This is a genomic window from Methylomarinovum tepidoasis (assembly GCF_030294985.1).
GTDB lineage: Bacteria > Pseudomonadota > Gammaproteobacteria > Methylococcales > Methylothermaceae > Methylohalobius > Methylohalobius tepidoasis.
The window spans coordinates 570,066-593,242 of sequence record NZ_AP024718.1 but is presented as its reverse complement, the minus strand read 5'-3'; the positions used below and the strand labels follow the sequence as shown (position 1 = coordinate 593,242).

At 63.4% G+C, this 23,177-nt stretch carries 22 protein-coding genes; 13 read left to right on the top strand and 9 right to left on the bottom strand.

Annotated features, from left to right (window positions below; all coding sequences use genetic code 11):
• Window positions 1-36: 36 nt before the first annotated feature.
• From MIN45_RS02945 to MIN45_RS02925, 5 genes are read right to left on the bottom strand one after another with little or no spacing between them, the layout of a single operon-like run.
• The gene (locus MIN45_RS02945; protein ID WP_286293276.1) at window positions 37-1,368 is read right to left on the bottom strand and encodes an ABC transporter permease; all 1,332 of its coding nucleotides are present in this window, start codon (window positions 1,366-1,368) and stop codon (window positions 37-39) included.
• The gene (locus MIN45_RS02940) at window positions 1,365-2,342 is read right to left on the bottom strand and encodes an ABC transporter permease (RefSeq protein WP_286293275.1); all 978 of its coding nucleotides are present in this window, start codon (window positions 2,340-2,342) and stop codon (window positions 1,365-1,367) included. The genes MIN45_RS02945 and MIN45_RS02940 overlap by 4 nt, the downstream gene beginning before the upstream one ends.
• Entirely contained in the window at window positions 2,339-2,734 is a 396-nt protein-coding gene (locus tag MIN45_RS02935) for a PIN domain-containing protein (protein ID WP_286293273.1), read from the bottom strand. The genes MIN45_RS02940 and MIN45_RS02935 overlap by 4 nt, the downstream gene beginning before the upstream one ends.
• A gap of 7 nt (window positions 2,735-2,741) precedes the next feature.
• Window positions 2,742-2,993 (bottom strand): antitoxin, encoded by a 252-nt coding sequence (locus MIN45_RS02930; RefSeq protein ID WP_286293271.1) that lies wholly within the window; start codon window positions 2,991-2,993, stop codon window positions 2,742-2,744.
• A gap of 48 nt (window positions 2,994-3,041) precedes the next feature.
• A complete protein-coding gene (locus MIN45_RS02925; RefSeq protein ID WP_286293270.1) occupies window positions 3,042-5,204 on the bottom strand; it encodes an ABC transporter substrate-binding protein in 2,163 nt (720 codons plus the stop codon).
• Between the two features lie 42 nt (window positions 5,205-5,246).
• Here MIN45_RS02925 and MIN45_RS02920 point away from each other — a divergent pair, with 42 nt between their 5' ends.
• The 3 genes from MIN45_RS02920 (at window position 5,247) to MIN45_RS02910 (ending at window position 7,704) form a co-directional block, all read left to right on the top strand.
• Window positions 5,247-5,732, top strand: coding sequence for a DnaJ domain-containing protein (locus tag MIN45_RS02920; RefSeq protein ID WP_286293268.1), 486 nt, complete (start codon window positions 5,247-5,249; stop codon window positions 5,730-5,732).
• A gap of 322 nt (window positions 5,733-6,054) precedes the next feature.
• Complete coding sequence (locus tag MIN45_RS02915; protein WP_286293267.1) at window positions 6,055-6,330, top strand: RNA recognition motif domain-containing protein; 276 nt, start codon at window positions 6,055-6,057, stop codon at window positions 6,328-6,330.
• A 156-nt stretch (window positions 6,331-6,486) separates the two neighbouring features.
• The gene (locus tag MIN45_RS02910; protein ID WP_286293266.1) at window positions 6,487-7,704 is read left to right on the top strand and encodes an FAD-dependent monooxygenase; all 1,218 of its coding nucleotides are present in this window, start codon (window positions 6,487-6,489) and stop codon (window positions 7,702-7,704) included.
• Here MIN45_RS02910 and MIN45_RS02905 read toward each other — a convergent pair.
• A complete protein-coding gene (locus MIN45_RS02905) occupies window positions 7,701-9,116 on the bottom strand; it encodes a beta-barrel assembly-enhancing protease (RefSeq protein ID WP_286293265.1) in 1,416 nt (471 codons plus the stop codon). The genes MIN45_RS02910 and MIN45_RS02905 overlap by 4 nt on opposite strands.
• A gap of 29 nt (window positions 9,117-9,145) precedes the next feature.
• Here MIN45_RS02905 and tusD point away from each other — a divergent pair, with 29 nt between their 5' ends.
• From tusD to amoB, 9 genes are all read left to right on the top strand, one after another.
• Window positions 9,146-9,553, top strand: coding sequence for a sulfurtransferase complex subunit TusD (gene tusD / locus MIN45_RS02900; RefSeq protein ID WP_286293264.1), 408 nt, complete (start codon window positions 9,146-9,148; stop codon window positions 9,551-9,553).
• On the top strand, window positions 9,553-9,906 hold the full coding sequence (gene tusC / locus MIN45_RS02895; RefSeq protein ID WP_286293263.1) for a sulfurtransferase complex subunit TusC: 354 nt from the start codon (window positions 9,553-9,555) through the stop codon (window positions 9,904-9,906). The genes tusD and tusC overlap by 1 nt, the downstream gene beginning before the upstream one ends.
• Before the next feature lies 1 nt (window position 9,907).
• Complete coding sequence (tusB, locus tag MIN45_RS02890) at window positions 9,908-10,192, top strand: sulfurtransferase complex subunit TusB (protein ID WP_286293261.1); 285 nt, start codon at window positions 9,908-9,910, stop codon at window positions 10,190-10,192.
• Complete coding sequence (locus MIN45_RS02885; RefSeq protein WP_286293259.1) at window positions 10,186-10,518, top strand: TusE/DsrC/DsvC family sulfur relay protein; 333 nt, start codon at window positions 10,186-10,188, stop codon at window positions 10,516-10,518. Before tusB ends, MIN45_RS02885 begins: the two co-directional genes overlap by 7 nt.
• Before the next feature lie 68 nt (window positions 10,519-10,586).
• Window positions 10,587-10,934, top strand: a complete 348-nt coding sequence (locus MIN45_RS02880; protein ID WP_286293257.1) for a DUF5335 domain-containing protein — start codon at window positions 10,587-10,589, stop codon at window positions 10,932-10,934.
• Window positions 10,935-11,074: 140 nt separating this feature from the next.
• A complete protein-coding gene (locus MIN45_RS02875) occupies window positions 11,075-12,745 on the top strand; it encodes a formate--tetrahydrofolate ligase (RefSeq protein ID WP_286293256.1) in 1,671 nt (556 codons plus the stop codon).
• 196 nt (window positions 12,746-12,941) lie between these two features.
• Entirely contained in the window at window positions 12,942-13,763 is an 822-nt protein-coding gene (gene amoC, locus MIN45_RS02870; protein WP_286292491.1) for a bacterial ammonia monooxygenase, subunit AmoC, read from the top strand.
• Between the two features lie 134 nt (window positions 13,764-13,897).
• On the top strand, window positions 13,898-14,641 hold the full coding sequence (gene amoA / locus MIN45_RS02865; RefSeq protein ID WP_286292490.1) for a bacterial ammonia monooxygenase, subunit AmoA: 744 nt from the start codon (window positions 13,898-13,900) through the stop codon (window positions 14,639-14,641).
• Between the two features lie 49 nt (window positions 14,642-14,690).
• On the top strand, window positions 14,691-15,935 hold the full coding sequence (gene amoB, locus MIN45_RS02860; RefSeq protein WP_286292489.1) for a bacterial ammonia monooxygenase, subunit AmoB: 1,245 nt from the start codon (window positions 14,691-14,693) through the stop codon (window positions 15,933-15,935).
• Window positions 15,936-16,070: 135 nt separating this feature from the next.
• Here the strand turns inward: amoB and purL are convergent, their stop codons facing one another.
• The 3 genes from purL to dapA are packed head-to-tail and all read right to left on the bottom strand — an operon-like array spanning window position 16,071 to window position 21,392.
• The gene (gene purL, locus MIN45_RS02855; protein ID WP_286293255.1) at window positions 16,071-19,937 is read right to left on the bottom strand and encodes a phosphoribosylformylglycinamidine synthase; all 3,867 of its coding nucleotides are present in this window, start codon (window positions 19,935-19,937) and stop codon (window positions 16,071-16,073) included.
• Window positions 19,934-20,512: an outer membrane protein assembly factor BamC gene (bamC, locus tag MIN45_RS02850; RefSeq protein ID WP_286293254.1), complete on the bottom strand. Its 579-nt coding sequence runs from the start codon at window positions 20,510-20,512 to the stop codon at window positions 19,934-19,936. The genes purL and bamC overlap by 4 nt, the downstream gene beginning before the upstream one ends.
• A 4-nt stretch (window positions 20,513-20,516) precedes the next feature.
• Complete coding sequence (gene dapA / locus MIN45_RS02845; RefSeq protein WP_286293252.1) at window positions 20,517-21,392, bottom strand: 4-hydroxy-tetrahydrodipicolinate synthase; 876 nt, start codon at window positions 21,390-21,392, stop codon at window positions 20,517-20,519.
• A 330-nt stretch (window positions 21,393-21,722) separates the two neighbouring features.
• Between dapA and MIN45_RS02840 the strand changes: the two genes are divergently transcribed.
• Window positions 21,723-23,057 carry an IS4 family transposase gene (locus MIN45_RS02840; protein ID WP_337250361.1) on the top strand — a complete coding sequence of 445 codons (1,335 nt, stop codon included), beginning with the start codon at window positions 21,723-21,725 and terminating at the stop codon, window positions 23,055-23,057.
• The last annotated feature ends 120 nt before the right edge of the window (window positions 23,058-23,177 follow it).

Below are 23,177 nucleotides of genomic sequence, written 5' to 3'. Positions count from 1 at the left end.
GAACCCTGAACGAGCTTTGTGGGCCGCCTGCCTGCGTCATCCGCTTTCCTCCGCGCGGCGGGGATCGAAGGCGTCGCGCACCACGTCGGCGAACAGGTTGGCGGCGAGCACGAAACTGAACATGAACAGGAAAGCGGCGGCCAGGGTCCACCAGACCACCGGCTCGCGCGCCAGTTCCAGGCGGGCGCTGTTGATCATGTTGCCCCAGCTGTAGGTGGTGGGATCGACGCCGATGTTGACATAGGCGAGCACCGCCTCGGCCAGCACCAGACTGCTGAAATCCAGCACCACGGAAATCAGCACGATATGGAACAGGTTGGGGACGATGTGACACACCAGGATGCGCCCGTGGGACACGCCCAAGGCGCGGGCCGCCTGGACGTATTCCATCTCCCGTAGCTTCAGGGTTTCCGCCCGCAGCAGGCGGCACAGGCCGGTCCAGCTGGTCACGCCCAGGATCAGGCATAGGAAGAACAGGCGCAGATCCGCCCGCACCGCCACGTTGGTGAAGGACTCGGCGTGGGTGGCCATGTACACTTGCAGCATGAGGATGGCGGCGGCGATGAGCAGGACGCCGGGGATGGAGTTGAGGGTGGTGTAGAGGTACTGGATCACGTCGTCCACCCAGCCGCGGAAATAGCCCGCCAGCACCCCCAGGGCGATGGCGAAGGGCAGCATCACCAGGGTAGTGAGGGTGCCGAGAACCAGCCCGGTGCGGATGCTTTTGAGGCTCTGGTAGAGCACGTCCTCACCCACCTTGTCGGTGCCCAGGACGTGGTATTTGAGGCTCAGCCCGGCAACGGCGAAACCGCCGATCGACAGCACGGCGACGGTAGCGGCCACCGTTTTCCAGGGAAAATCCCGGGATGGGCGGCCGCGGCGGGCCAGGGCGACGGCGAGGAAAGCCCCGCTCCACACCACCAACCCTTTGAGCGCGCCGATGGCGGCGGTGCGGGCGATGTCGGGCCATTTCTCCGCCGGGTCGCGCAGATGGGCGCCGCCGTAGCGCAAGCGGGGATGGGTCCAGACCCGCCTGCCCTCGACCACGAGCCACTCGCGGCTGTAGAGATGGGTGGCGAAGGGCGCCGAATAGGTCTTCTCCATGTGGGTGCGCAGCGGCGTGGCCAGACGGTCGAACAGGCTCAGCACCTCGCCGCTGTCCGGGGCGCGGAAATGCAGCGAGTCGAGCAGGCCGATGGCGCTGAAGGCCGCCAGGACCACCAGGGACACCATCGCCACCCGGCTGCGGACCACCCGGCGCCAGGGACGGCGCAGATGTTCCTGGCGCCGGGCGTAAAGCGCCAGGGCCGCCAGCGCGGCCAGCAGCAGATACAGCAGGGCATCGGTCCACAGCGGCACCCAGGTCATTGCAGCCGCACCCGCGGGTCCACCAGGGTATAGGAAATGTCGGTGAGGATCAGGCCAGCGATGTACAGCACCGAGCCCAGAAACACCATGGCGCGGACGATGGCGAAATCTTGGCGCTGGATGGCCTCGATGGTGTAGCTGCCCAGTCCTGGAATGCTGAAGAACGACTCCATCAGCAGATTGCCCATGAACAGCAGCGGCAGAATGGTCACCACCCCGGTGAGAATGGGGATTAGGGCGTTCTGGAACACGTGACCGAACAGCACCCGGGGCTCCGACAGCCCTTTGGCGCGGGCGGTGCGGACGTAGTCCTTCTCGATCTCCTCCAGAAACAGGGTGCGGTACCAGCGCACCCCGGAACCGATGCCCGACACCACGCCCACCGTCACCGGCAGGATCAGGAACTTGAGCGCCGCCAGCCCGGTGTCGTAACCGGAGATCGGCACCAGCTTCATGAGTTTGCCGAACAGGTACTGGCCGGCGATGATGTAGAACAGCGCCGAGATCGACATCAATCCCACGCACAGAGCCAGCCCGCTCCATTCCAGATAGGTGCGGCGGAAGAACACCAGCAGCAGGGCGCAGGTGATGTTGACCGCCAGCCCGAGGACCAGGGTCGGCACCGCGATGGCCAACGACGGCCACATGCGCTGACGGATGTCGGCGCCGATGTCGCGGCCGCTGTCGGAGCGGCCGAAGCGGAACAGAAACAGGTTCACCGACTTTTGGAAGAAGATGGTGCGGGTGAAGCGCGCCGTCCCTTCGGCCCGCTCGTTGTAGAGCAGCGGCAGGTCGTAGCCGTGATCGTGCTTCCACTGCTCGATGGCTTCCTGAGTGACGTATTTCTGTCCCAGCTGCATCCGCGCCATGGCGTCCGGCGGGTTGACCACGAAGAACAGCACGAAGGTGATGAGATTGACGCCGATGAGGATGGGGACGGCGTTGAGCAGACGGCGGAGCAGGTAGGCGGTCATGCCGGCAATACCCAGGTTTCGCTGCGCAGGTCGGCGATACGGCGGAATTCCCGCAGATTGTTGGATACCAGCGTCATGTTGCGGCTGAGGGCGATGGCGGCGATCTGAACGTCGTAAGGGCCGATGGGGGTGCCGGCTGCGGCCAGTTCGGCCCGGAGACGGGCTGCCGTCCAGGCGGCTTCGGTATCGAAGGGAACGAGATTCAACAGCGCCACCAGGCGCTGCAGGCAGGCGCGGTTGTGCGCCTGCCTGCGGCTGCGTTCGGCGCCGTAAGCCAGTTCGAACAGCGTGACGGTAGAGATGAACAGATGCGTCGGCCCGATGGCCTGGAAACGTTCCCGCGCTTCCGGCGGATGGTGGCGGATCAGAAAGATGCAGGTGTCCGTATCCAATAGGTAGTCAGTTATCGTCGAACAGGCTTTCCAGTTCCGGGCGCACCTGGGGTTGGGGGTGATCACGGCCTTCCGCCATGAAATCGTCGGAAAAATCTTCCAGGACCGCATACAACCGCCCGGCCCAGTCTTCCACAGGCTCGATGATCAGACGGCGTCCCTCGCGGTGGATGGTGACGGTGTCGCAGTCGAGACGAAACTCTTTGGGCAGGCGAATGGCTTGGGAATTGCCGCTCCGAAAAACTTTCGTGGTTTTCATGTATCTGGCCTCACAGAATGCGTATATACCGGAGAGTATATTCCTGGGTTAATTCTTCGGCAACGCGGTCGCTTGCATTCGTTTGCGGTAACGCAGCCAGGCGGGGATCACCGCCAGCACCAGTCCCGCCAGGAGCACGAGCAGCGGCCACCACAGGGGACGGTTCCAGCGGGCCCTGAGTTCGGCGCGCAGGTCCGGATTCAGACGCAGGTATTTGACGGTGTTGTTGGCCATCAGGTTCGGTTTCAGATTGTAAAGCCACTGATGGTACAGGGCGAAGTTCTTTGGGTGGAAGCCGAACACCCAGGGGGCGTCGCGGCGGACGATGTTCTGCATCCGGTCGATGATCGCCTGGCGCTCGGGGCCGTCGTCCATGGTCCGCATGCGTTCGAACAGGCGGTCGAACTCGGGGTTTTCGTAGTTGGCGGCGTTTTCGCCACCGGACTTGACCTTGCCGTTGGGGCCGTAGAGCAGAAAGAAGAAGTTCTCCGGGTCGGGGTAGTCGGCGTTCCAGCCCCAGGTGAAGATCTGGGCGGCGCCGGTGCGCATCTTTTCCTGGAAGCGGTTGTAGTCGGTGGCGCGTACCACCAGCTGGATGCCCAGTTTGGCGAACTGCTTGCGGTACCAGTTGAGGCGGGCCTTGTCATCAGGTCCGCCGCCGGGAACGTCGAAATAGAGCAGCAGCGGCTCGCCGCTCTTCGGGTCGCGGCCGTTGGGGAAGCCGGCCTCGGCCAGCAGGCGCTTGGCCTCGGCGATGGGTTTGCGCACCGGGCGGCCGTCCTGCCAGCGATAGACGTAGGGATTGATGCCCTCGGGGCCAGGGCGGTAGCCGAAGATCCCCGGCGGCAGCACCCCCTGGGCCGGAATGCCGCGGCCGTTGGCGAAGATGGCGATGTATTCCTCGTAGTCGATGGCGATGGAAAGGGCCTGGCGCAGCTTGCGGTGGGCCTCGTCGAGGCCGCCGACCACCGGGTCGAGCAGGTTGAAGCCCAGATAGAAGATCGACGGCGCCACCGCAGTCCGCAGCTGAATCCCCTTGGCCTGCATCGCCGGGGTCAGTTCCGCCTGGCCGCCGTTGGAGAAGCGGATCGCCTGCTCGAAACTGTCGGAGCCGATCCCCGAGCCTTCGTAGTAGCCCTGGAGGAATTTGTTCCAGGCGGGGATCGATTCTCGTTCGCGGATGTAGTGGATGCGGTCGATGAAGGGCAGGGGGCGGCCGGCGTCGGCGAGAAGGCCCCGGGCGGCATCGCCCGCTTCCCCGGCGGTGGGATAGGTCTCGCCGTGGAAGTTGGGATTCCTGGCCAGCACCATGCGGCGGTTGGGATTGTTCTCCAGCAGCAGGTAAGGGCCGCTGCCCACCGGGAACCAGTCCAGGGTCAGGTTGCGCTCGATCAGCGGTCGCTGGTGGTAGAACACATCCGCCTCCCAGGGTATGGGGGCGAAGAACGGCATCGCCAGCCAATACTTGAACTGGGGATATTTGCTGTAGATGCGGATGGTGTAGGTGTAGCGGTCCACCACCTTCACGCCTTCTATGGCATAGGGGCGGACGTCGAAGAAACCGGCCGGTTTTTCCCGCTCGTAGCGTTGCCGCATGGCCTGGGCGAAATCTTTGAGGCCGACGATGTAGGTCTGCATCAGCCCGGCGATGGGGGAGTGGATCTGGGGGTGGACCAGGCGTTTGATCTGATAGACGAAATCTTCCGCCGTGACCTCGCGGCTGGCCTGATGGGGGAAGTCGGCCGGCAAGGCGATGTCTTCCAGATCTTCCTCGCTGAGGCGGCGGTAGCGCAACCGCCCCTCAGCATCGCGGGCGAAGGCCGGATGCGGTTGGTAGCGCATGCCGGGGCGGATGCGGATGCGCCATTCGCTGTAGGCGATGCGCCGCGCCGGGGTGTCGGCGGGCAGTTCGTGGCCGGTGGCGTCGAAATAGCGCACCTGCGGCAGTTCGCTGGCCGCCAGCGGCGCCAGGGTGTAGGGCCGCTTCAGGTAATGGTACTGGAGCGGCGGTTCGTAGATCTGGGCGATCAGGCGGTATTCGTCGCTGCTGTAGGCCACCGCCGGATCCAGGTGCTTGGGGCGCTCGCTGAAGGAGGTGTAGAAAATGTTGGCCCGGCATTCGCGGGCGGGATAGGGATCGTTGAGCGGCCCCTGACAGCCCGGGGCCGCTATAATCCACAGGGCGATCAACAGCAAATGGGTGAGCTTCATGGGCCGCTACTATACCATCGCCGCGACTGAGGGAGGATGGCCGTGATCCGGGCGTTGCTGCTGCTGTTGGTTTTGGGCGCGCTGCTGTGGGGGCTGCGCTGGTTCCTGCGCACCCCGCCGCAGGAAGTGGCGCAGACCCTGAAGGGCAAGGGCGGGCTGGCGGCGCTGGGATTGTTGCTCCTGCTAGCCTTGCTGGCTCACAGTTGGCTGCTGCCCCTGCTGGGGGCGCTGACGGCGTTGGCCGCGCGGATACTGCCGTATCTGCCGCGTCTCTGGCCGCTCATCGAGCGTCTGCTGCAACGGTGGGCCGGCCCGGAAACCGCCGATGCGGCGGGCGGGCAGGCGATGCCGGAAACCGTGGCCCAGGCTTATGAAATCCTGGGATTGCGGCCCGGCGCATCCCGGGAAGAGATCGTCGCCGCCCATCGGCGTCTGATGCAGAAGGTCCATCCCGACCGCGGCGGTTCCGACTTTCTCGCCGCCCAGATCAACCGCGCCAAGGAAATTTTGCTGCGGGAGGCAAAATAATCCTTGCCTTTTCCCCGGTTGTTCACTAGGCTGTGCCCATACGTTCGATTTTGCGTTTTATGAGTCTTTCCCCCGCCTTCTCCGGTTCGCAGACCGGACTTCCCGTGGCCCCCGTTGGGCCCGCCCCCTCCGCGAGAGGAATCCTGTTTTTGCATCCGTTTTTCGCTGCGTCTTCGCTCACTGCCCCCGCCGGGCGCGGGCCGGGTCGTATGCGTCTGCTCACGGGCGACCGCCCGGAACTCGGCAGGCCGGTCTTCGCACCATTGGCCGGTCTGGCGAATCATGACGAAAATGGTGCGCTTTTTCCGTTAAGGGTATAGCAATGAAGAATATTTATGTTGGCAATCTGTCCTATCAGTTGAGCGAAGATGAGCTGCGCGATGCGTTCGCCCAGTTCGGCGAAGTGTCTTCGGTTCGCATCATCAAGGATCGCTACACTGACCGTTCCAAAGGCTTCGGCTTCGTGGAAATGCCGGTGGACTCGGAAGCAGAAACCGCCATCCAGAGTCTGAACGGCCAGGATCTCAAAGGTCGTTCGCTGCGCGTGAACGAAGCCCGTCCCCGCGACGACTTCCGTCCGCGCCGCGAATTCTCCTGAAAGCTGATGCTTTAGGCGATTCAGACGCTTTGCTGTCCTGATCCCGGGATGGCGCCCAGACAGGCCCGCAGCCGGTTCGTCCGCTGCGGGCCTGTTGCATTGGGGGGCGGGCTTGGGTAGGCTGCGGACGGGCAACATCGAACAAGGTGAGGAAACATGGCCGATACCTATGACGTCATCATCGTGGGCGGCGGGATGGTCGGGGCGACGCTGGCCGCCTCCCTGGGGCAGACACCCCTGAAAGTGGCGGTGATCGAGGGCCGCCGTCCCCAGCCGTTCGATCCGGCGCAGCCGTTGGACCTGCGGGTGTCGGCGATCAGCATCGCCTCGCGGCGCATCCTCGAAGGGATCGGTGCGTGGGAGAACATCGCCGCCATGCGCCTGTGTCCATTCCGGCGCATGAAGGTCTGGGAGATGACCGATGGCACCGAGTTCCGCAGCCGCGACGTCCAGTATCCGGAACTGGGCTACATCATCGAGAACCGCCTGGTGCAACTGGGGGTATGGGAGCGCCTGGCAGCGCTGGACAACGTGGAACGCCTGTGTCCGGTCCGCCCCCGGCGCATCGATTACGGCCCCGAAGGCTGCGAGATCGTGCTCGAAGACGGACGGTCGCTGCAGGGACGGTTGCTGGTGGCCGCCGACGGCGCCCGTTCCCAGGCGCGCCAGGCGGCCGGCATCGGGGTCACCGCCTGGGATTACGAACAGTCGGCCTTGGTGCTGACGGTGGAAACCGCCTATGGCCAGCAGGACATCACCTGGCAGCGTTTCACCCCCGAGGGCCCCCAGGCGTTCCTGCCGCTGCCGGGACCGCACGCCTCGCTGGTGTGGTATCAGAAGCCAGAAGAGGTCCGCCGGCTGCAGGCGCTCGGTGACGGGGAGCTGCTCGATGCCCTGTACGCAGCCTTCCCCCGGGAGCTGGGTGATGTGGTGCGGATCCTCGACCGCGGCAGTTTCCCGTTGCGGCGCCAGCACGCCCAGCGTTACGTCAAGCCTGGGGTGGCGCTCGTCGGCGACGCCGCCCATACCATCCATCCCCTGGCGGGCCAGGGGGTCAACATCGGCCTGCTCGATGCCGCCGCGCTGGCCCAGGTGCTGGCGGCCGCTCATCAGGCCGGCCGGGACATCGGCGCCCTCAAGGTACTGCAGGAATACGAGGCCATGCGCCGGCGCGACAACCTGACCATGATGACCACGATGGATCTGTTCTACCGGGTCTTCAGCAACGCCTCGCTGCCGCTGAAGCTGGTGCGCAATCTCGGCCTGTCTCTGGCCCAGCGTCTCTATCCGGCACGGTTGGCGGTGATGCGTTACGCCATGGGATTGGACGGCAACCTGCCGCGCCTGGCGCGGGGAGAGTCCCTGACGACCTAACGCTCGCGGGCCTGCTTCTCGGCCAGGAACTCGCGCAGCCGCTGACGGGTGATGGCGCTGAGGATGCGGTCGCCGCGGGCCAGTCTGACCGCGGCCCGCATGTGCCGCAGGGCGTCCTCCAGATCGCCGCGGGCATAGGCGTACTCGGCCAGGTAACGGCGGGCTTCCGCCCTTTGTTCCAGCCCCGAATACGCCTGGGCCAGATATTTGAAAAGAACGGGATGACGCTGGCCCCGTTCCAGGATATGGTCGCCTAGGATCTGGCGGGCGCTTTCGAAGCGGCCGCTTTCCAGCAGCGCCTTGGCGTATTCCAGCCGGAGCACGGAAGAGGCGGGAAAGCGCCGCAACGCCTGGCGGTAGCGCGCCAGAGCCGCTTCCGTCCGGCCTTGGGCCAGCTCCACGCTGGCCAGACCATGGATAAAGCGGGGCTGCTCCGGGAACCAGGCCAGCAGTTGGGCAAAAATTCTGGCGCTGCGGGAGAACCGATGCTGGCGCCGGTCGATCAGCGCCATGCCATAGCGGGCGGCGGCGCGTTGCCAGATCGTTCCCTGGCGGGCGTGGTTGGCGAACGCCCGGCGCAAGGCGTCGAGGTCGTCGCTGCTGAGAACCTGGAGTTTTGCCTTGGTCAGCTGATAGGCGAAGGAATCCGTGTACTGGTGATAGGGGAATTCCGCCGCACGGGCGCGGGTGTCGGCGATGCGGCTGCTGGTGACTGGGTGGGTACGGAGGAATTCGGGGACGTGGGCGCCGCTAAAGCGGGTGTTTTGCTGCAGACGTTCGAAGAAGCTCGGCATCGCCCGGGGGTCGAAGCCGCTTTCGGCGAGGATCTGCAGGCCGATGCGGTCGGCTTCCTGCTCGTGGCTGCGGGTGAAGTTGATCTGGTGCTGCAGGCTGCCGGCCTGGAGCGCGATCAGCGCCGCCTGAGCCGCCTGGGGCGACTGGGTGCCGATGAGAATGGCCGCCAGCATCGCCGCCGCCATCGGCAGGGTCAGCCGCTTGGCGGCGGCGATGGCGCGCTTGAGGTGATTCTGGGTGACGTGGGCGATTTCGTGGGCCATCACCGAAGCCAGCTCGCTCTCGTTGCGGGTCGCCAGGATCAGGCCGGAGTGGACGCCGATGTAGCCGCCGGGGCCGGCGAAGGCGTTGATTTCCGGTTGCATCACCACGAAAAAGTGGAACGGCCGCCCGCTGGCGTCGCTGGCGCGGGTCAACCGTGTCCCCAGGGAAGCGATATAATCTTGAATTTCCGGGTCGGTGCTGATGTCCAGGTGCTGGTGCAGGCTGCGGAAGAAGGCTTGCCCCAGGCGGCGCTCTTCGGCCGGACTGATGAGGGCATCGGAAGCCGCTCCCATGTCGGGCAGGGGCGGCAGGTTGGCCGACGCCTGGCCGGCGAGCAGCAGCCAGAGGATCATGATTCGCGCCATAAGAATCGAGACGAGCGATGCTGGATGACCAAAAGACCTGCGCCGAAACCGATCGGTTCCTGACCTACACCCTGCAGGTCAACACGCCACCTTACACGGCGGCCGCCGACCGGGCGTTCTGCTTCGCCGAGGCCCTGCTGCGCAGGGGGCACCGGTTGCGGCGGGTGTTCTTCTATCGGGACGGAGTGTATCATGCCCTCGCCGGCGCCGAGCCGCCGGCGGACGAGCCCGACCGCATCGGACGCTGGTCGGTGCTGGCCGAGCGTCACGGCGTGGATCTGGTGGTCTGCTCCGCCGCTGCCCAGCGCCGGGGGGTCTGGCGGGCCCGGGGGGCAAGGGGCCTGGCACCGGGATTCCGGGTGGCGGGGTTGGCGTTGCTGGCCGAGTCGGTGCTGGATAGCGACCGCTGGCTGAGTTTCGGCTGATGCGCTTTCTGTACGTGTTCCGTCATCCCCCCTATGCCGACAGCGGCGGCGGAGAGGCGCTGGATCTGCTCCTGACCCTGGCGGCTTTCGACCAGACGGTGGAAGTGCTGCTGCTGGACGACGGGGTGTGGCACCTGGCGCCCGGGCAGCAGCCGGCGCGGATCGGTCAGCGTCGGCTGCCGGACCTGTGGCAGGGGCTCGGCCTTTACGGGATCGAAAAAATCTGGGTGGGGCAGGAATCGCTGCAACGGCGGGGGTTGACGCCCGAGCGGCTGATCCTGCCGGTCGGCCTCGTTGCCGAGGGAGCGCTGGCGCAATGGTGGGGCGGTTACGATCGGATCGTGGGGGACTGAGATGGGGGTGCTGCATCTGTTGTCACAGCCGCCGGGTCCGGTCTGGGAAAGCCTGTGCCCGCGCCTGGGGGACGGGGATCGGGTGCTGCTGCTGGGAGACGGGGTGTATGGCCTGAGGCACCCGCTGCTGGGACGGCTGCAGGACACCGGCGCCGGGATCGCCGCCCTGGCGCCGGATCTGGTCGCCCGTGGGGTCGAACCGCCCGGTGCGGAGGCTGTCAGGGTGATCGATTACGAGGAATTCGTCGATTTGACGGTAGCCTGCATGCGTATTCTGTCATGGTGATCGAAAAAACGGGACGAGTCGTCGAAACCACGGAGGAAGGGTTTCTGGTGGACCTGCACGACTGGGACGAAGCGGTGGCGGCGCAGCTGGCCGCCGCGGAGGACATCGAGCTGGACGCGGCTCGGTGGGAGATCGTCCGTTTCGTGCGCAAGCATTATCTGGCATACGGGCATTTCCCCAACATGCGGGTGTTCGTCAAGGCGGTGGCTCAGGTGTTAGGGGAGGAAAAAGGCAACAGCCGTTATCTGCACCGGCTGTTTCCCCGGGGGCCGCTGAAATACGCCTGCAAGCTGGCCGGTTTGCCCAAGCCGCCCCACTGTCTTTGACGGGGTTGGGTTTTCAGCGGCGTGCCCCCATGTTTGCAGATGAGCTTCATCAACGGAGGAAAATGAAGATGGCAACGCGTGCTTTACCCAAATCCGAGTGGGAAGCGTATTTCGATCACGTTTCCAAACACCTGAAGGCGGAGACGGCGGAAATCGAAGTGGCCTCGATCAACCTGGGCGATCAGATCGAGGCGGAATGGGTGCCTTTCTACGGCGTCAGCTACGATCCCAAGGACGATGTGATCGAGTTCGTGCTCGAAGGCGTCGATCATCTGGTTCCTCATCCCAAAGAGGTCTATGTCGATGACAGTGTCGAAGGATTGCGCAGCATCGAGGTGGTCGGCGCTGACGGCGTGCGCCACATCGCCAAGCTGAAGGAAGTGCTCAAGCTGCCGCCGCCCGACAAGTGCGTCTGATTTCCGTTTCCTGCCGATGACCCAGACGGGCCCGTCCGCCGCCGGACGGGCCCGTTGCGTTCTGGGCGGTCATCCCCTACCCTGTGCGCTTCCAGGCAATTCGTCCAATTATCAGACCCTGTTCGGGAGGCACGCCGTTTATGCTTTCGGATATCGAAATCGCCCGCCAGGCCACCCTGCGGCCCATCGTCGAACTGGCGCAGGATCGGTTCGGCATCGCACCTCAGCACCTCGATCCCTACGGCCATTACAAGGCCAAGCTGTCGTTCGATTACATCAAGTCCCTGCATGACCGTCCCGACGGCAAGCTGATCCTGGTGACCGCCATCAGCCCGACGCCGGCCGGAGAAGGCAAGACCACCACCACCGTGGGGCTGGGCGATGCCCTCAACCGGATCGGCAAAAAAGCCCTGATCTGTCTGCGCGAGCCTTCCCTCGGGCCCTGTTTCGGCATCAAGGGCGGGGCGGCCGGCGGTGGCCGGGCCCAGGTGGTGCCGATGGAGGACATCAACCTGCATTTCACCGGGGATTTTCACGCCATCGGCGTGGCCCACAATCTGCTCTCGGCGCTGGCGGACAACCACATTCACCATGGCAACGCTCTGGATCTGGACGTGCGGCAGATGGCATGGAAGCGGGTCATCGACATGAACGACCGCAATCTGCGCCAGATCGTCGAAGGTCTGGGAGGGCGCGTCAACGGTGTGCCGCGGGAGGATGGTTTCGACATCGTGGTCGCCTCCGAGGTCATGGCCATCCTGTGTCTGGTGAACGATCTCGGTGAGCTCAAGCGCCAGCTGGGAAAGGTGCTGGTCGGCTACGCCCGTGACGGTGGCAAGGTCTTCGCCCGCGATCTGAAGGCCCAGGGAGCGATGGCGGCCCTGCTCAAGGACGCCATCCGTCCCAATCTGGTCCAAACCCTGGAGAACAATCTGGCTTTCGTCCACGGCGGGCCGTTCGCCAACATCGCCCACGGTTGCAACACCGCCATCGCCACCAAAACCGCCCTGAAAATGGCCGACTATGTGGTCACCGAGGCCGGCTTCGGCGCCGATCTGGGGGCGGAGAAGTTCATCGACATCAAATGCCGCAAGACCGGGCTGCGCCCCGATGCCGTAGTGCTGGTCGCTACCGTGCGGGCGCTGAAGATGCACGGTGGTGTGTCCAAGGATGCACTCCAGGAGGAGAACCTTGCGGCCCTGGAGGCCGGTTTCACCAATCTGGAGCGCCATTTCCGCAACATCCGCGAACAGTTCGGCCTGCCGTGCGTGGTGGCCATCAACCATTTCGTCAGCGATACCGAGGCCGAGATTTGTCTGTTGACGGAAAAAGTGGCCGCCATCGGCGGAAAAGCCGTCGTCTGCAGGCACTGGGCCGAAGGCGGCGCAGGCGTGGAGGCGCTGGCCCGCGAGGTGGTGAATCTGGTAAGCGCACCCAATCAGTTCCGTTTCCTCTATGAAGACGATCTTCCCTTATGGGAAAAGATCGAAACCATCGCCACCCGACTCTATGGCGCCGCCGGCGTCAGCGCCGATTCCAGAATCAGACGCCAGATCGAGGCGTTGGACCGGGAGTGCCGCCATTTCCCCATCTGCATGGCCAAGACCCAGTACTCCTTCGCCTGCGACCCGGAGCTGCGGGGGGCGCCCACCGGCCACACGGTCACCATCCGCGAAGTGCGTCCGGCCTACGGGGCCGAATTCATCGTCGTTATCTGCGGCAACATCATGACCATGCCGGGGTTGCCGAAATCGCCGGCGGCAGAGCGCATAGACATCGATGAAAACGGGCAGATCAGCGGGCTATTCTGATCCGTGCCGGCATATCCCGCAGACGGCTGTGGGATATGCCGCAGAGCCTCTTGACAACCCCCAAGCCGATGCTAGACTGGCGGATACCGAAGGAAGGAGGTCGCCTGTGAGCTTTAGGGTTTGCAGGTGGAGCGTTTAGGGATGGAGCGAAACCCAACGAAAACTTAGATTGAGTGAACTTAAAGGAGGTAACTCAATGGCTGCAACGACTCAAGCTGTTGGCGCAGAGCAGGAAGCCCCGCTTCTGAACGTGCGCTGGCTGGTGTTTGCGATCGCGATTTATTCGGTGTTTTACGCCTGGGTCCGATGGTACGAAGGGGTTTACGGCTGGAGTGCTGGCCTGGACTCTTTTGCGCCGGAATTTGAGACTTACTGGATGAACTTCCTGTACATCGAGATTGTGGCTGAGGTTATTACGGCCTCGGTGCTGTGGGGCTATCTGTGGCGGACCCGTGATCGCAATGTGGAAGCGATTGCCGGGACGCGAGAAGAGCTGCGCCGCAATTTCACCCATCTTGTCTGGCTGGTGGCCTATGCGTGGGCGATTTACTGGGGTGCGAGCTACTTCACCGAACAGGACGGCACCTGGCATCAGACCATCGTTCGTGACACGGACTTCACGCCGAGCCACATTATCGAGTTCTATCTGAGCTACCCGATCTACATCATCACTGGCTTTGCGGCGTTTATTTATGCGCACACCCGTCTTCCGTACTGGAATTACCAGAAGAAGGGTCTGTCGCTGCCGTATCTGATTTCGGTGGTGGGGCCGTTCATGATTCTGCCGAACGTGGGTCTGAACGAATGGGGTCACACTTTCTGGTTCATGGAAGAGCTGTTTGTGGCGCCGCTGCACTACGGATTTGTGGTGTTTGGGTGGTTTGCGCTGGCGATTCTGGGGCTGCTGCTTCAGGTGTTTGCCAGCTTCCTGAATCTGATTGGCAAGCCGCTGTGCGGTGAGGTTTACGACCAGGCGGTCGCCCGCGTCGGCGAAGACCAGGCTCAGTGGATGGACTGATCGACATCTAGCTTGCTGGATGTTTGTTGAGGGAGGCCGCCGGGGCGCTGGTGGCCTCCCTGCCAGGGAGGCGAAGAGAAGCCGGTCTTAAAGGCTGGTGGTAAAGCAACAACAAGCGACTTTGGAGGTAAATAATGAGCACTGCTGCATCTGTTGTTCGGTCACACGCCGAAGCAGTCCAGGCCTCCAGGTGGGTAGACTACCTGGGCCTGTTCATCCTGTTTATGGTACTGACCGGTTCCTACCACATCCATGGCATGCTGACCATGGGTGACTGGGACTTCTGGTCCGACTGGAAAGACCGTCGTCTGTGGGTGACGGTGTATCCGATCGTCATGATCACCTTCCCGGCGGCGGTTCAGGCTGTTTTGTGGGAGCGCCTGCGTCTGCCGTGGGGTGCCACGGTGTGTGTTCTGGGGATTTTGCTCGGTGAATGGATCAACCGCTACTTCAACTTCTGGGGTTGGACCTATTTCCCGATCAACTTCTGCTTCCCGACCGCCGCGGTCCACATGGCGATTTTCCTTGATGTTGTGCTGATGATGTCCGGCAGCTTCCTGTTCACCGCCGTGATTGGTGGTCTGGGCTGGGGTCTGTTGATGTACCCGGGCAACTGGCCGGTCATTGGCCCGCTGCACGTGCCGGTGGAATACAACGGCATGCTGATGTCGATTGCCGACATTCAGGGTTACCACTATGTGCGTACCGGTACGCCGGAATACATCCGCATGGTGGAAAAGGGTACCCTGCGTACTTTCGGTAAGGACGTGGTTCCGGTGTCTGCCTTCTTTGCCGGGTTCATGTCCATTCTGATCTACTTCATGTGGCACTTTGTGGGCCGCTGGTTCGGCACCGTGAAATTCATCAAGAAGACCTGATGGATTTTGCGCGCATCGACATCGACAGACACATCTGAGGAGGAAATAGATGAAAACGATAAGAGATAGGCTCACCCGCTGGTCGCTGGTCGGCCTGCTGATGACCCTGGCGGCGGCGGTGATGTACACCCCGGCGGCTTCTGCCCACGGTGAAAAGTCGCAGGCGGCGTTCCTGCGTATGCGTACCATCCACTGGTTCGACCTCAACTGGTCTACTGACCAGGTCAAGGTCAACGAAGAGATGGAAATCAGTGGCAAATTCCACGTTTTTTCAGGCTGGCCTGAGTCCGTGGATCCGCCCGAAGTGTCGTTCCTGAACGTCGGGATTCCTGGGCCTGTGTTCATCCGCAAGGAATCCTACATCGGCGACACCTTTGTGCCGCGTTCGGTGCGGCTGGAAATCGGCAACACCTATGCCTTCCGCGTGGTGCTCAAAGCCCGCCGCGGGGGTGAATGGCACGTTCACCCGATGCTGAACGTCGAAGGCGGTGGTCCGATCATCGGTCCGGGTAAATGGGTGATCGTTGAAGGGAAGCTGAGCGAGTTCAAGAACCCGATCACCACCCTGACCGGACAGACCGTCGACCTGGAAACCTACAACACGGGCAACACCGTGTTCTGGCACGTGCTGTGGTATGCCATCGGTCTGGCGTGGATCCTCTACTTCGTGCGCAAGCCGGTGTTCCTGCCGCGCATGGTGATGGTCAATGCCGGCCGTGGTGACGAACTGATCACCCCGACCGAAAAGAAGGTGGGCATGCTGTTTGGCGCCGCCACCCTTCTGCTGGTGATCTTCGGCTACAGCAGCACCCAGAGCAAGTATCCGGTGACCATTCCGCTGCAGGCGGGTGTGCTGCGTGGCATCAAGCCGATCCAGATGCCCACCCCGACTGTGGACGTCAAGGTGGACGAAGCCACCTACCGTGTACCGGGCCGTGCCATGAAGATGGTGCTGACCGTCACCAACAATGGTGATCGTCCGGTCCAGCTGTGCGAATTCATGACCGCCAACGTGCGTTTCATGAATCCGGAAGTTTGCGAAGACGACACCGGCTATCCGGAAGACTTGCTGGCGGACGAAGGTCTGACCGTGGTGCCGAACGATCCGATCGCTCCGGGCGAAACCAAGACGCTCGAAGTGACCGCATCGGACGCTGCCTGGGAAGTGTATCGTCTGGCCGACATCATCTACGACCCGGACAGCCGGATGGGTGGTATGCTGTTCTTCTATGACGATGCCGGCAACCGCCAGATGGTGATGATTGACGCTCCGCTGATCCCGACCTTCATGTAAGGAAGGGACCGCGGCGCGGTCACCGCATAACAATAACAACAATACCCAACTCAAAGCCCCCTCTGATGAGGGGGCTTTTTTAGTGGGTATAAAAAAGCCGGCAGAAACACCGGCTCGATAGAAAATGAATCGATCTTATCCGAGCCACTTCCTGGCGTTGCGGAACAGGCGCAGCCAGGGCCCATCTTCTCCCCAGTCCTCGGGATGCCAGGAATGCTGAATGCTACGGAAGCAGCGCTCGGGGTGGGGCATCATGATGGTGACACGGCCATCCGTGGTGGTCAGGCCGGTGATGCCGCCTGGAGAACCGTTGGGATTGAAGGGATAGGTTTCGGTCGGGTTGCCGTAATGGTCCACATAACGCAGCGATACCGGGGCTTGGGTCTGATCCTGCGGATCGAATACCGCGCGCCCCTCTCCATGGGCGACGGCCACAGGGAGAATGGAGCCTGCCATTCCCTGCAGCAGGATGGAAGGCGAGGGAAGCACTTCCACGAGGGACAGGCGGGCTTCGAACTGTTCCGACAGATTGCGGTGGAAGCGGGGCCAGTGCTGTGCGCCGGGAATGAGCTCCTTGAGCTGGGACAGCATTTGGCAGCCGTTGCAAACACCCAGGCTGAAGGTTTCCTCTCGCGCGAAGAAGTTCTGGAAGGTGTCACGGGCCCGAGGGTTGAACAGAATGGAAGCGGCCCAGCCGGAACCGGCACCCAGAACGTCACCGTAGGAGAAACCGCCGCAGGCGGCAAGCCCTGAAAACGCGTCCAGACCGCGGCCGCCGAGAATATCGGTCATGTGGACGTCGACGGCCTCGAAACCAGCGCGCTCGAAAGCCGCCGCCATCTCGACGTGGCCGTTTACGCCCTGTTCCCGCAGGATCGCCACTTTGGGACGGCGCGTATGGACGAACGGGGCGCAGATGTCCTCGGCCGGATCGAAACTGAGCCTGACGTGAAGACCGGGGTCTTGGTCATCGGTAAGGTTCTCGAATTCCTGGCGGGCGCATTGGGGATTGTCGCGCAACGCCTGCATCCGGTAGCTGGTCTCGGTCCAGGCCTGGTGGAGATCGCGGCGGTTCTCTTCCAGCAGCGTTTGGCCCTGATGTCGAAAGCGTATCCGTCCTTCCAGGTTCGGGGTGCCCAATGGATGGCAGTGATCAATCAGACCGTGGGACGTCAGGATTTCAAGGACTGCGTCGAGGTGGATGCTGCGGACCTGGATCACTGCCCCCAGTTCCTCGCTGAAGAGGATCGCCAGGGGGGCGTCTCCCAGGGGTGTCAAGTCGATGTCGAGACCGCAACGGCCGGCGAAGGCCATTTCGCACAGGCAGGCCAACAGTCCGCCATCGGAACGGTCGTGGTAGGCCAGCAGCAGGCCCTGGCGGTTGAGCGCCTGGATGGCGCTGAAGAAGGCCCGCAGACGGGCCGGATCGTCAAGATCCGCCGCAGGATGGTTTTCCAGCGTCAAGGCGTCGTAAACCTGGGCCAGCACCGAACCGCCGAGGCGGTTCTTGCCGCCCCCCAGATCGAGCAGCAGCAGATGGGTGTCGGGATCACGCCGTAATTGGGGGGTAAGGGTACGGCGCACGTCGCTGACTGGCGCGAAAGCGGAGACGATCAGGGAAACCGGTGCGGTCATCACCTTCTCCCCCCCCTCATCGCGCCAGACGGTCTTCATCGACAGTGAGTCTTTGCCCACCGGAATGGCGATGCCCAGTTCCGGGCACAGCGCCATGCCGACGGTCTTGACGGTGTCGAACAGAGCGGCGTCTTCGCCCGGATGACCACAGGCGGCCATCCAGTTGGCTGAGAGCTTGACGTCGCCCAGACGCTCGATCAGGGCGGCGGCGATGTTGGTCAACGCTTCGCCGATGGCGAGACGACCGGCGGCCGGGGCGTCGAGCACCGCCACCGGGGTGCGTTCCCCCATGGCCATGGCCTCGCCCCGGTAGGTGCGGAAACCGGCGGCGGTGACCGCCACGTCGCTCACCGGCACCTGCCACGGTCCGATCATCTGGTCGCGGGCCACCAGGCCGGTGATGGAACGGTCGCCGATGGTGATCAGAAAGCTTTTGCTGGCCACGGTGGGAAAGCGCAGCACTCGGTAGGCCGCTTCCCGGATGTCAGGTGGAGGGGTGTCGAGCGTTCGGGCGCGGGTCGGCAAGTGGCGGACATCACGGTGCATCTGCGGCGGTTTGCCGAACAGCAGGTCCATGGGGATGTCCACCGGATAATTGTCGAACAGCTTGTCGTGGACCCGCAGGATCTCCTTGCCCGTGGCGCAGCCGATGACCGCGAAGGGACAACGTTCGCGCGCGCAGATCTGTTCGAAACGTGCCAGAGACTGGGGATGAATGGCGAAGACGTAGCGTTCCTGGGACTCGTTGCACCAGATCTGCATCGGCGACAGGCTGGAATCGGCGCAGGGGATCTGGCGCAGCTCGAATTTACCACCCCGGTCCCAGTCGTGGATGATTTCGGGGACCGCGTTGGACAGGCCGCCGGCGCCGACGTCGTGGACCGAGAGGATCGGGTTGTCCTTCCCCAGGGCGCGGCAATGTTCGATGACCTCCTGGCAACGGCGCTGCATCTCCGGGTTGGCCCGCTGCACCGAGGCGAAATCCAGCTCCTCGGCCGATTCCCCGGAGGACTGGGAGGAAGCCGCACCGCCCCCCAGACCGATGAGCATCGCAGGTCCCCCGAGAACGATGATCAGTGCTCCGGGAGGGATTTCCTGCTTTTCGATGTGTTCCTGGCGGATGTTGCCCATCCCGCCGGCAAGCATGATGGGCTTGTGATAACCGCGCCACTCCCGGCCATCGCTGTCCGGCACCTGCTGTTCGAAGGTGCGGAAGTAACCGGCCAGATTGGGGCGGCCGAACTCGTTGTTGAAGCGGGCCGCTCCGATGGGACCTTCGATCATGATCTCGAGCGCGGAGACGATGCGGCCGGGTTTGCCGGGGTCGTTTTCTTCCCAGGGCTGATGCCAGCCGGGGATGCGCAGATGGGAGACGGAAAAACCGGTCAGCCCTGCTTTTGGATAGCCGCCGCGGCCGGTGGCCCCTTCGTCGCGGATCTCCCCACCGGCGCCCGTGGCTGCGCCTGGGTCCGGAGAAATGGCGGTGGGATGGTTGTGGGTTTCCACCTTCATCAGGATGTGGGCCGCTTCCTCACGATAGCGGTAATGGCCCTCGGGATCGCGCAGGAAGACTGGCGTGACCGCCCCTTCGATGACCGCGGCGTTGTCTTTGTAGGCGGAGAGGATGCCGGCTGGGCTTTTTTCCGTCGTGTTGCGGATCATCTGGAACAGGGATTTATCCTGCGGCCGGCCGTCGATGGTCCAGGAGGCATTGAAGATCTTGTGGCGGCAATGTTCCGAATTGGCCTGAGCGAACATCATCAGTTCGGCGTCGGTGGGATCGCGGCCAAGCTCGGTGAAGCGCTCCAGCAGATAATCGATTTCATCGGCGGACAACGCCAGCCCCATCTCCCGGTTTGCGCGATCCAGCGCGCTGCGGCCTTCGGCTAGCAGGGGAATGGCGACCAGGGGCGCCGGCGGGCGGTGGGAAAAGATTTCCGCTTCCTCGCCTTCGGCCAGCAGCACTTCGGTCATACGGTCGTAGAGGGGCTGGAGTTGGGGTTTGGTCAGCGGCTGGTCGGCGTCGATGCAGTATTCCACGCCGCGTTCGACGCGGGTCACCACCGTCAGGCCGCAGGTGTGTAGGATGTCGGTCGCCTTGCTCGACCAGGGGGAAATGGTCCCGGGGCGGGGAAGCACCCAGAAATGCCGCCCGTCGAAACCTGCCTCGGCGGCAGGTTGGGGACTCAGCAGCCGCTCCAGGCGGCTGCGTTCTTCGGGAAGCAGTTCCCGCTGGCATTCGAGGTAGTGCACGTAGCGGGCGGCAAGGTGGCGGATGGACGGGATCCGTGCCTGCAGGGTCTGCAGCAGCTTGTCGCGGCGAAAAGGGGAGAGGGCGGCGGCGCCCGGCAGTTCCAGTACGATCATGTTGTTTCTATTTCTATCGTGGCCAGGGTTCGTTGCAGGCGCTTCAGCAGTCGGCGGGCGCGTTCGTCCTGCAGCGGATGGCCGTCGGCATCGAGAAGGAACAAGCGGGTATGGCCATCAGCCGGCTGCAGAACCAACTGATATTCCCGTTCCCGCAATTTTGCGCCTTTGCCGAAGAAGTACAGCAGGTCCTCCCATAGACCCCGGTCCTGTGCCAGTTCAGTCTCGGCCGCGCTTTCGATGATGCGAAGCACGCCCCGCTCCGGGTCGCGGCCGATGATTTCCAGCTGCAGCTGGTCGAGTGCCTGGAGGATGTGGATCCAGGCGTCGGCGAAAGGTTGCTGCAGATCCAGGTAAAGCGTGTCGAGTGTGGCTGCGGCATCGGCCCGAGGCGGTTTCGGAACCGCGGGCGGCGGTTTGACGGCTTCCAGGGTGGGAACGGCGCGGGAGGCTGGCGGTAATTTGAGAGGGGGCAGGGGGCGAACCGCCAGCAATTCCTTTTCCTTGTCCGAGACCAGCCAGCTGCAGCTACCAAAAGCGAGGGGGATCAGCAGGACAAGGAAAAGGCGCGTCATGGCCTCAGAGCGCGTCTGCCTGGCACAGGGCCTGACGTACCTCGTCGTGACAGGAGGCGGAGAGCCAGGTCAGAGGCAGGCGGATGCCGGCCGGAATCTTTCCCATTTCGTGCAGCGCCCATTTGACCGGGATAGGGTTGGATTCGATGAACAGGCTGCGGTGCAGACCGGCCAGCGGTGCGTCGAGGCGTTCAGCGGCAGCTGCGTCCCCGGCGCAGGCGGCGGCGATCATTTCGTGCATCTTACGGGGGGCGACGTTGGCGGTCACCGAGATCACCCCGGCCCCGCCTTCGAGGCAGACCTGCCGGGCGGTGGCGTCGTCCCCGGAATAGATGGGAAAATCCGGGCACAGGGTGCGGATTTGCCGCGCCCGTGTGGGGGTGTCGGCGGAGGCTTCCTTGATGCCGACGATGTTGGGAACTTTCGCCAGGCGGGCGACCGTTTCCGGCAGCAGGTCGCAGGCGGTGCGGCCGGGCACGTTGTAGAGAATCTGGGGAATGGCCACCGCCTCGGCGATGGCCCGATAGTGGCGGTAAAGACCTTCCTGGGTCGGTTTGTTGTAGTAGGGCGTTACCAGCAGGCAGGCGTCGGCGCCGGCTTCCCTGGCTTCGCGGGTCAGTTCGATGGCCTCACGGGTGCAGTTGGAGCCGGTGCCGGCGATGACAGGGATCCGGCCTTTGGCCTGCTCCACGGTCCAGCGGATCACCCGGCAGTGCTCGGCGGCATCGAGGGTGGCCGACTCGCCTGTGGTGCCGACGGCGACGATGGCGTCGGTGCCTTCGGCAACATGCCATTCCACCAGCTCCCGCAAGCTGACCTCGTCGAGACTGCCGTCGGGATTCATGGGCGTGACCAGTGCGACGATGCTGCCTTGGATCATGGCGATTCGACCCTAAGATGAAAATAGGAAATAGTACTGGAGCGGGCTGGAAAAGACAAGACAGCGGATGTGCCCGTTCGTTGCGCCAGGCCAAGCCTGGCGAAGGCGCTATGATCGAAGTTGGTGTATGAGGGAAGGGTGGTGGAGGTGGCATACCCGCACAGATGGGACGGACAGTGTGACAACGAAAGCATGCGAAACCAATTTGGAGGAGAATCTGACCGGGTTGCTTGAACGGTTCAAGACCACCCTATTACCCACATCTCCCACCCCTGTAGTAAGATGTTGATTTTTCTGGATAAGCGTTGACATGAGCTGGGCTGAACAAGAATTTTTTACCTGGCGCTGGGCGATGCCCGCCTGAACCGGCGGCTGTGTCAGGTGATAGAAGCGATGGCAAGCGACCCGATGGCGAGCATTCCCAGCGTTTGCGGGGGCGGTTGGGCGGAGACCAAGGCAGCCTACCGGTTGCTGGACAATCCCAGGCTGGATTTTCGGGAGGTGTTGCGGGCCCACAGCGTGCCCACCCTGGAACGGATCCGGCAGCAGTCGCGGGTGCTGTGCCTGCAGGATACCACCGAGCTGGATTATTCCGGGCGGCCGTCAATGGCTGGGTTGGGACGGTTGAACTATGAGAAACGCCAGGGGTTGTACCTGCATCCGACGTTGGTGATCAGTGAGGCGGGGGTGGCCCTGGGGGTGACCGACTGCTGGCACTGGGCGCGTCTTCCCAAGGGGGAGCCGGACCTGGCCGAGAGCCTGCGTTGGGTGGAAGGCTATGAGCGGGTGGCCGAGCTGGCCGCCCTGGCGCCTGAGACCCGGCTGGTGTATGTCGCCGACCGGGAAGGCGACCTTCGGGCCCTGATCGACCGGGCCGAACAACTGGGCTTTGCCGCCGATTACCTGATCCGGGTACGACACGACCGCAAGCTCAACGACCCCCTGGATGGCAAACTGCGGGCCGCGGTCGAAGCCCAGCCGGTGCTGGGGACGATCGCCTTCGACCTTCCGGCCAGCGGCAACCGCCCGGCCCGGCAGGTCACACAGACGCTCCGAGTCGCCCGGCTCGAACTGAAAACCCGAAACGGCCCAGGTCCAAAAGTCACCGTCATCCTGGCCTGGGAAGAGGCGCCCCCCGAAGGACGGGAAGCGGTCGAATGGTGTCTGATCACCAATGAGCCAATCACCACCCTGGAACAGGCCAGAGCGCGCATCGAATGGTACCGCAAACGCTGGTGGATCGAAGTCTACTTCCGTATTCTCAAAAGCGGCTGCCGCATCGAAGCCTTGCAACTTCGCACCCGGGAACGCCTGGAACGGGCCCTGGTGCTGTATCTGATCGTCGCCTGGCGCATCCTGATGCTGATGACGCTCGGGCGGGAACATCCCGAGTGGTGTTGTGAAGTGGTGTTTTCTGTCGAAGAATGGCAGACCGCCTGGGCCATCCACCATCGCACCCCACCACCCTCGAAGCCGCCGGATTTGGGCACGATCGTCCGTCTCGTAGCTGGCTTTGGCGGCTGGCTGGGACGCAAGAACGATCCCCCGCCCGGCCCCAAAGCCTTGTGGCAGGGCATGACCAAACTGAGCGCCTACGTGGAGGCCGTGACTGCCATCCAGACGGCCGAGATCAAGTTCCCGCAGAAAAAACGGATAAGACATTGATTTCTATGAGTTGCAGGAGATGTGGGTAATAGGGTGGGTTCAAGACCGGTCCGGTGTTTGTCAAGAATCATCTTTCTGGCTCGGAATCCTGTCATCCTCTCACTCAGAACATCCCTGGCC

Coding starts and splice junctions, on each gene's coding strand:
- MIN45_RS02945 (WP_286293276.1), bottom strand. CDS start 1,368: ATGACCTGGGTGCCGCTGTGGACCGATGCCCTGCTGTATCTGCTGCTG.
- MIN45_RS02940 (WP_286293275.1), bottom strand. CDS start 2,342: ATGACCGCCTACCTGCTCCGCCGTCTGCTCAACGCCGTCCCCATCCTC.
- MIN45_RS02930 (WP_286293271.1), bottom strand. CDS start 2,993: ATGAAAACCACGAAAGTTTTTCGGAGCGGCAATTCCCAAGCCATTCGC.
- MIN45_RS02925 (WP_286293270.1), bottom strand. CDS start 5,204: ATGAAGCTCACCCATTTGCTGTTGATCGCCCTGTGGATTATAGCGGCC.
- MIN45_RS02915 (WP_286293267.1), top strand. CDS start 6,055: ATGAAGAATATTTATGTTGGCAATCTGTCCTATCAGTTGAGCGAAGAT.
- MIN45_RS02910 (WP_286293266.1), top strand. CDS start 6,487: ATGGCCGATACCTATGACGTCATCATCGTGGGCGGCGGGATGGTCGGG.
- MIN45_RS02905 (WP_286293265.1), bottom strand. CDS start 9,116: ATGATCCTCTGGCTGCTGCTCGCCGGCCAGGCGTCGGCCAACCTGCCG.
- tusD (WP_286293264.1), top strand. CDS start 9,146: ATGCTGGATGACCAAAAGACCTGCGCCGAAACCGATCGGTTCCTGACC.
- tusC (WP_286293263.1), top strand. CDS start 9,553: ATGCGCTTTCTGTACGTGTTCCGTCATCCCCCCTATGCCGACAGCGGC.
- tusB (WP_286293261.1), top strand. CDS start 9,908: ATGGGGGTGCTGCATCTGTTGTCACAGCCGCCGGGTCCGGTCTGGGAA.
- MIN45_RS02885 (WP_286293259.1), top strand. CDS start 10,186: ATGGTGATCGAAAAAACGGGACGAGTCGTCGAAACCACGGAGGAAGGG.
- MIN45_RS02880 (WP_286293257.1), top strand. CDS start 10,587: ATGGCAACGCGTGCTTTACCCAAATCCGAGTGGGAAGCGTATTTCGAT.
- MIN45_RS02875 (WP_286293256.1), top strand. CDS start 11,075: ATGCTTTCGGATATCGAAATCGCCCGCCAGGCCACCCTGCGGCCCATC.
- amoC (WP_286292491.1), top strand. CDS start 12,942: ATGGCTGCAACGACTCAAGCTGTTGGCGCAGAGCAGGAAGCCCCGCTT.
- amoA (WP_286292490.1), top strand. CDS start 13,898: ATGAGCACTGCTGCATCTGTTGTTCGGTCACACGCCGAAGCAGTCCAG.
- amoB (WP_286292489.1), top strand. CDS start 14,691: ATGAAAACGATAAGAGATAGGCTCACCCGCTGGTCGCTGGTCGGCCTG.
- purL (WP_286293255.1), bottom strand. CDS start 19,937: ATGATCGTACTGGAACTGCCGGGCGCCGCCGCCCTCTCCCCTTTTCGC.
- bamC (WP_286293254.1), bottom strand. CDS start 20,512: ATGACGCGCCTTTTCCTTGTCCTGCTGATCCCCCTCGCTTTTGGTAGC.
- dapA (WP_286293252.1), bottom strand. CDS start 21,392: ATGATCCAAGGCAGCATCGTCGCACTGGTCACGCCCATGAATCCCGAC.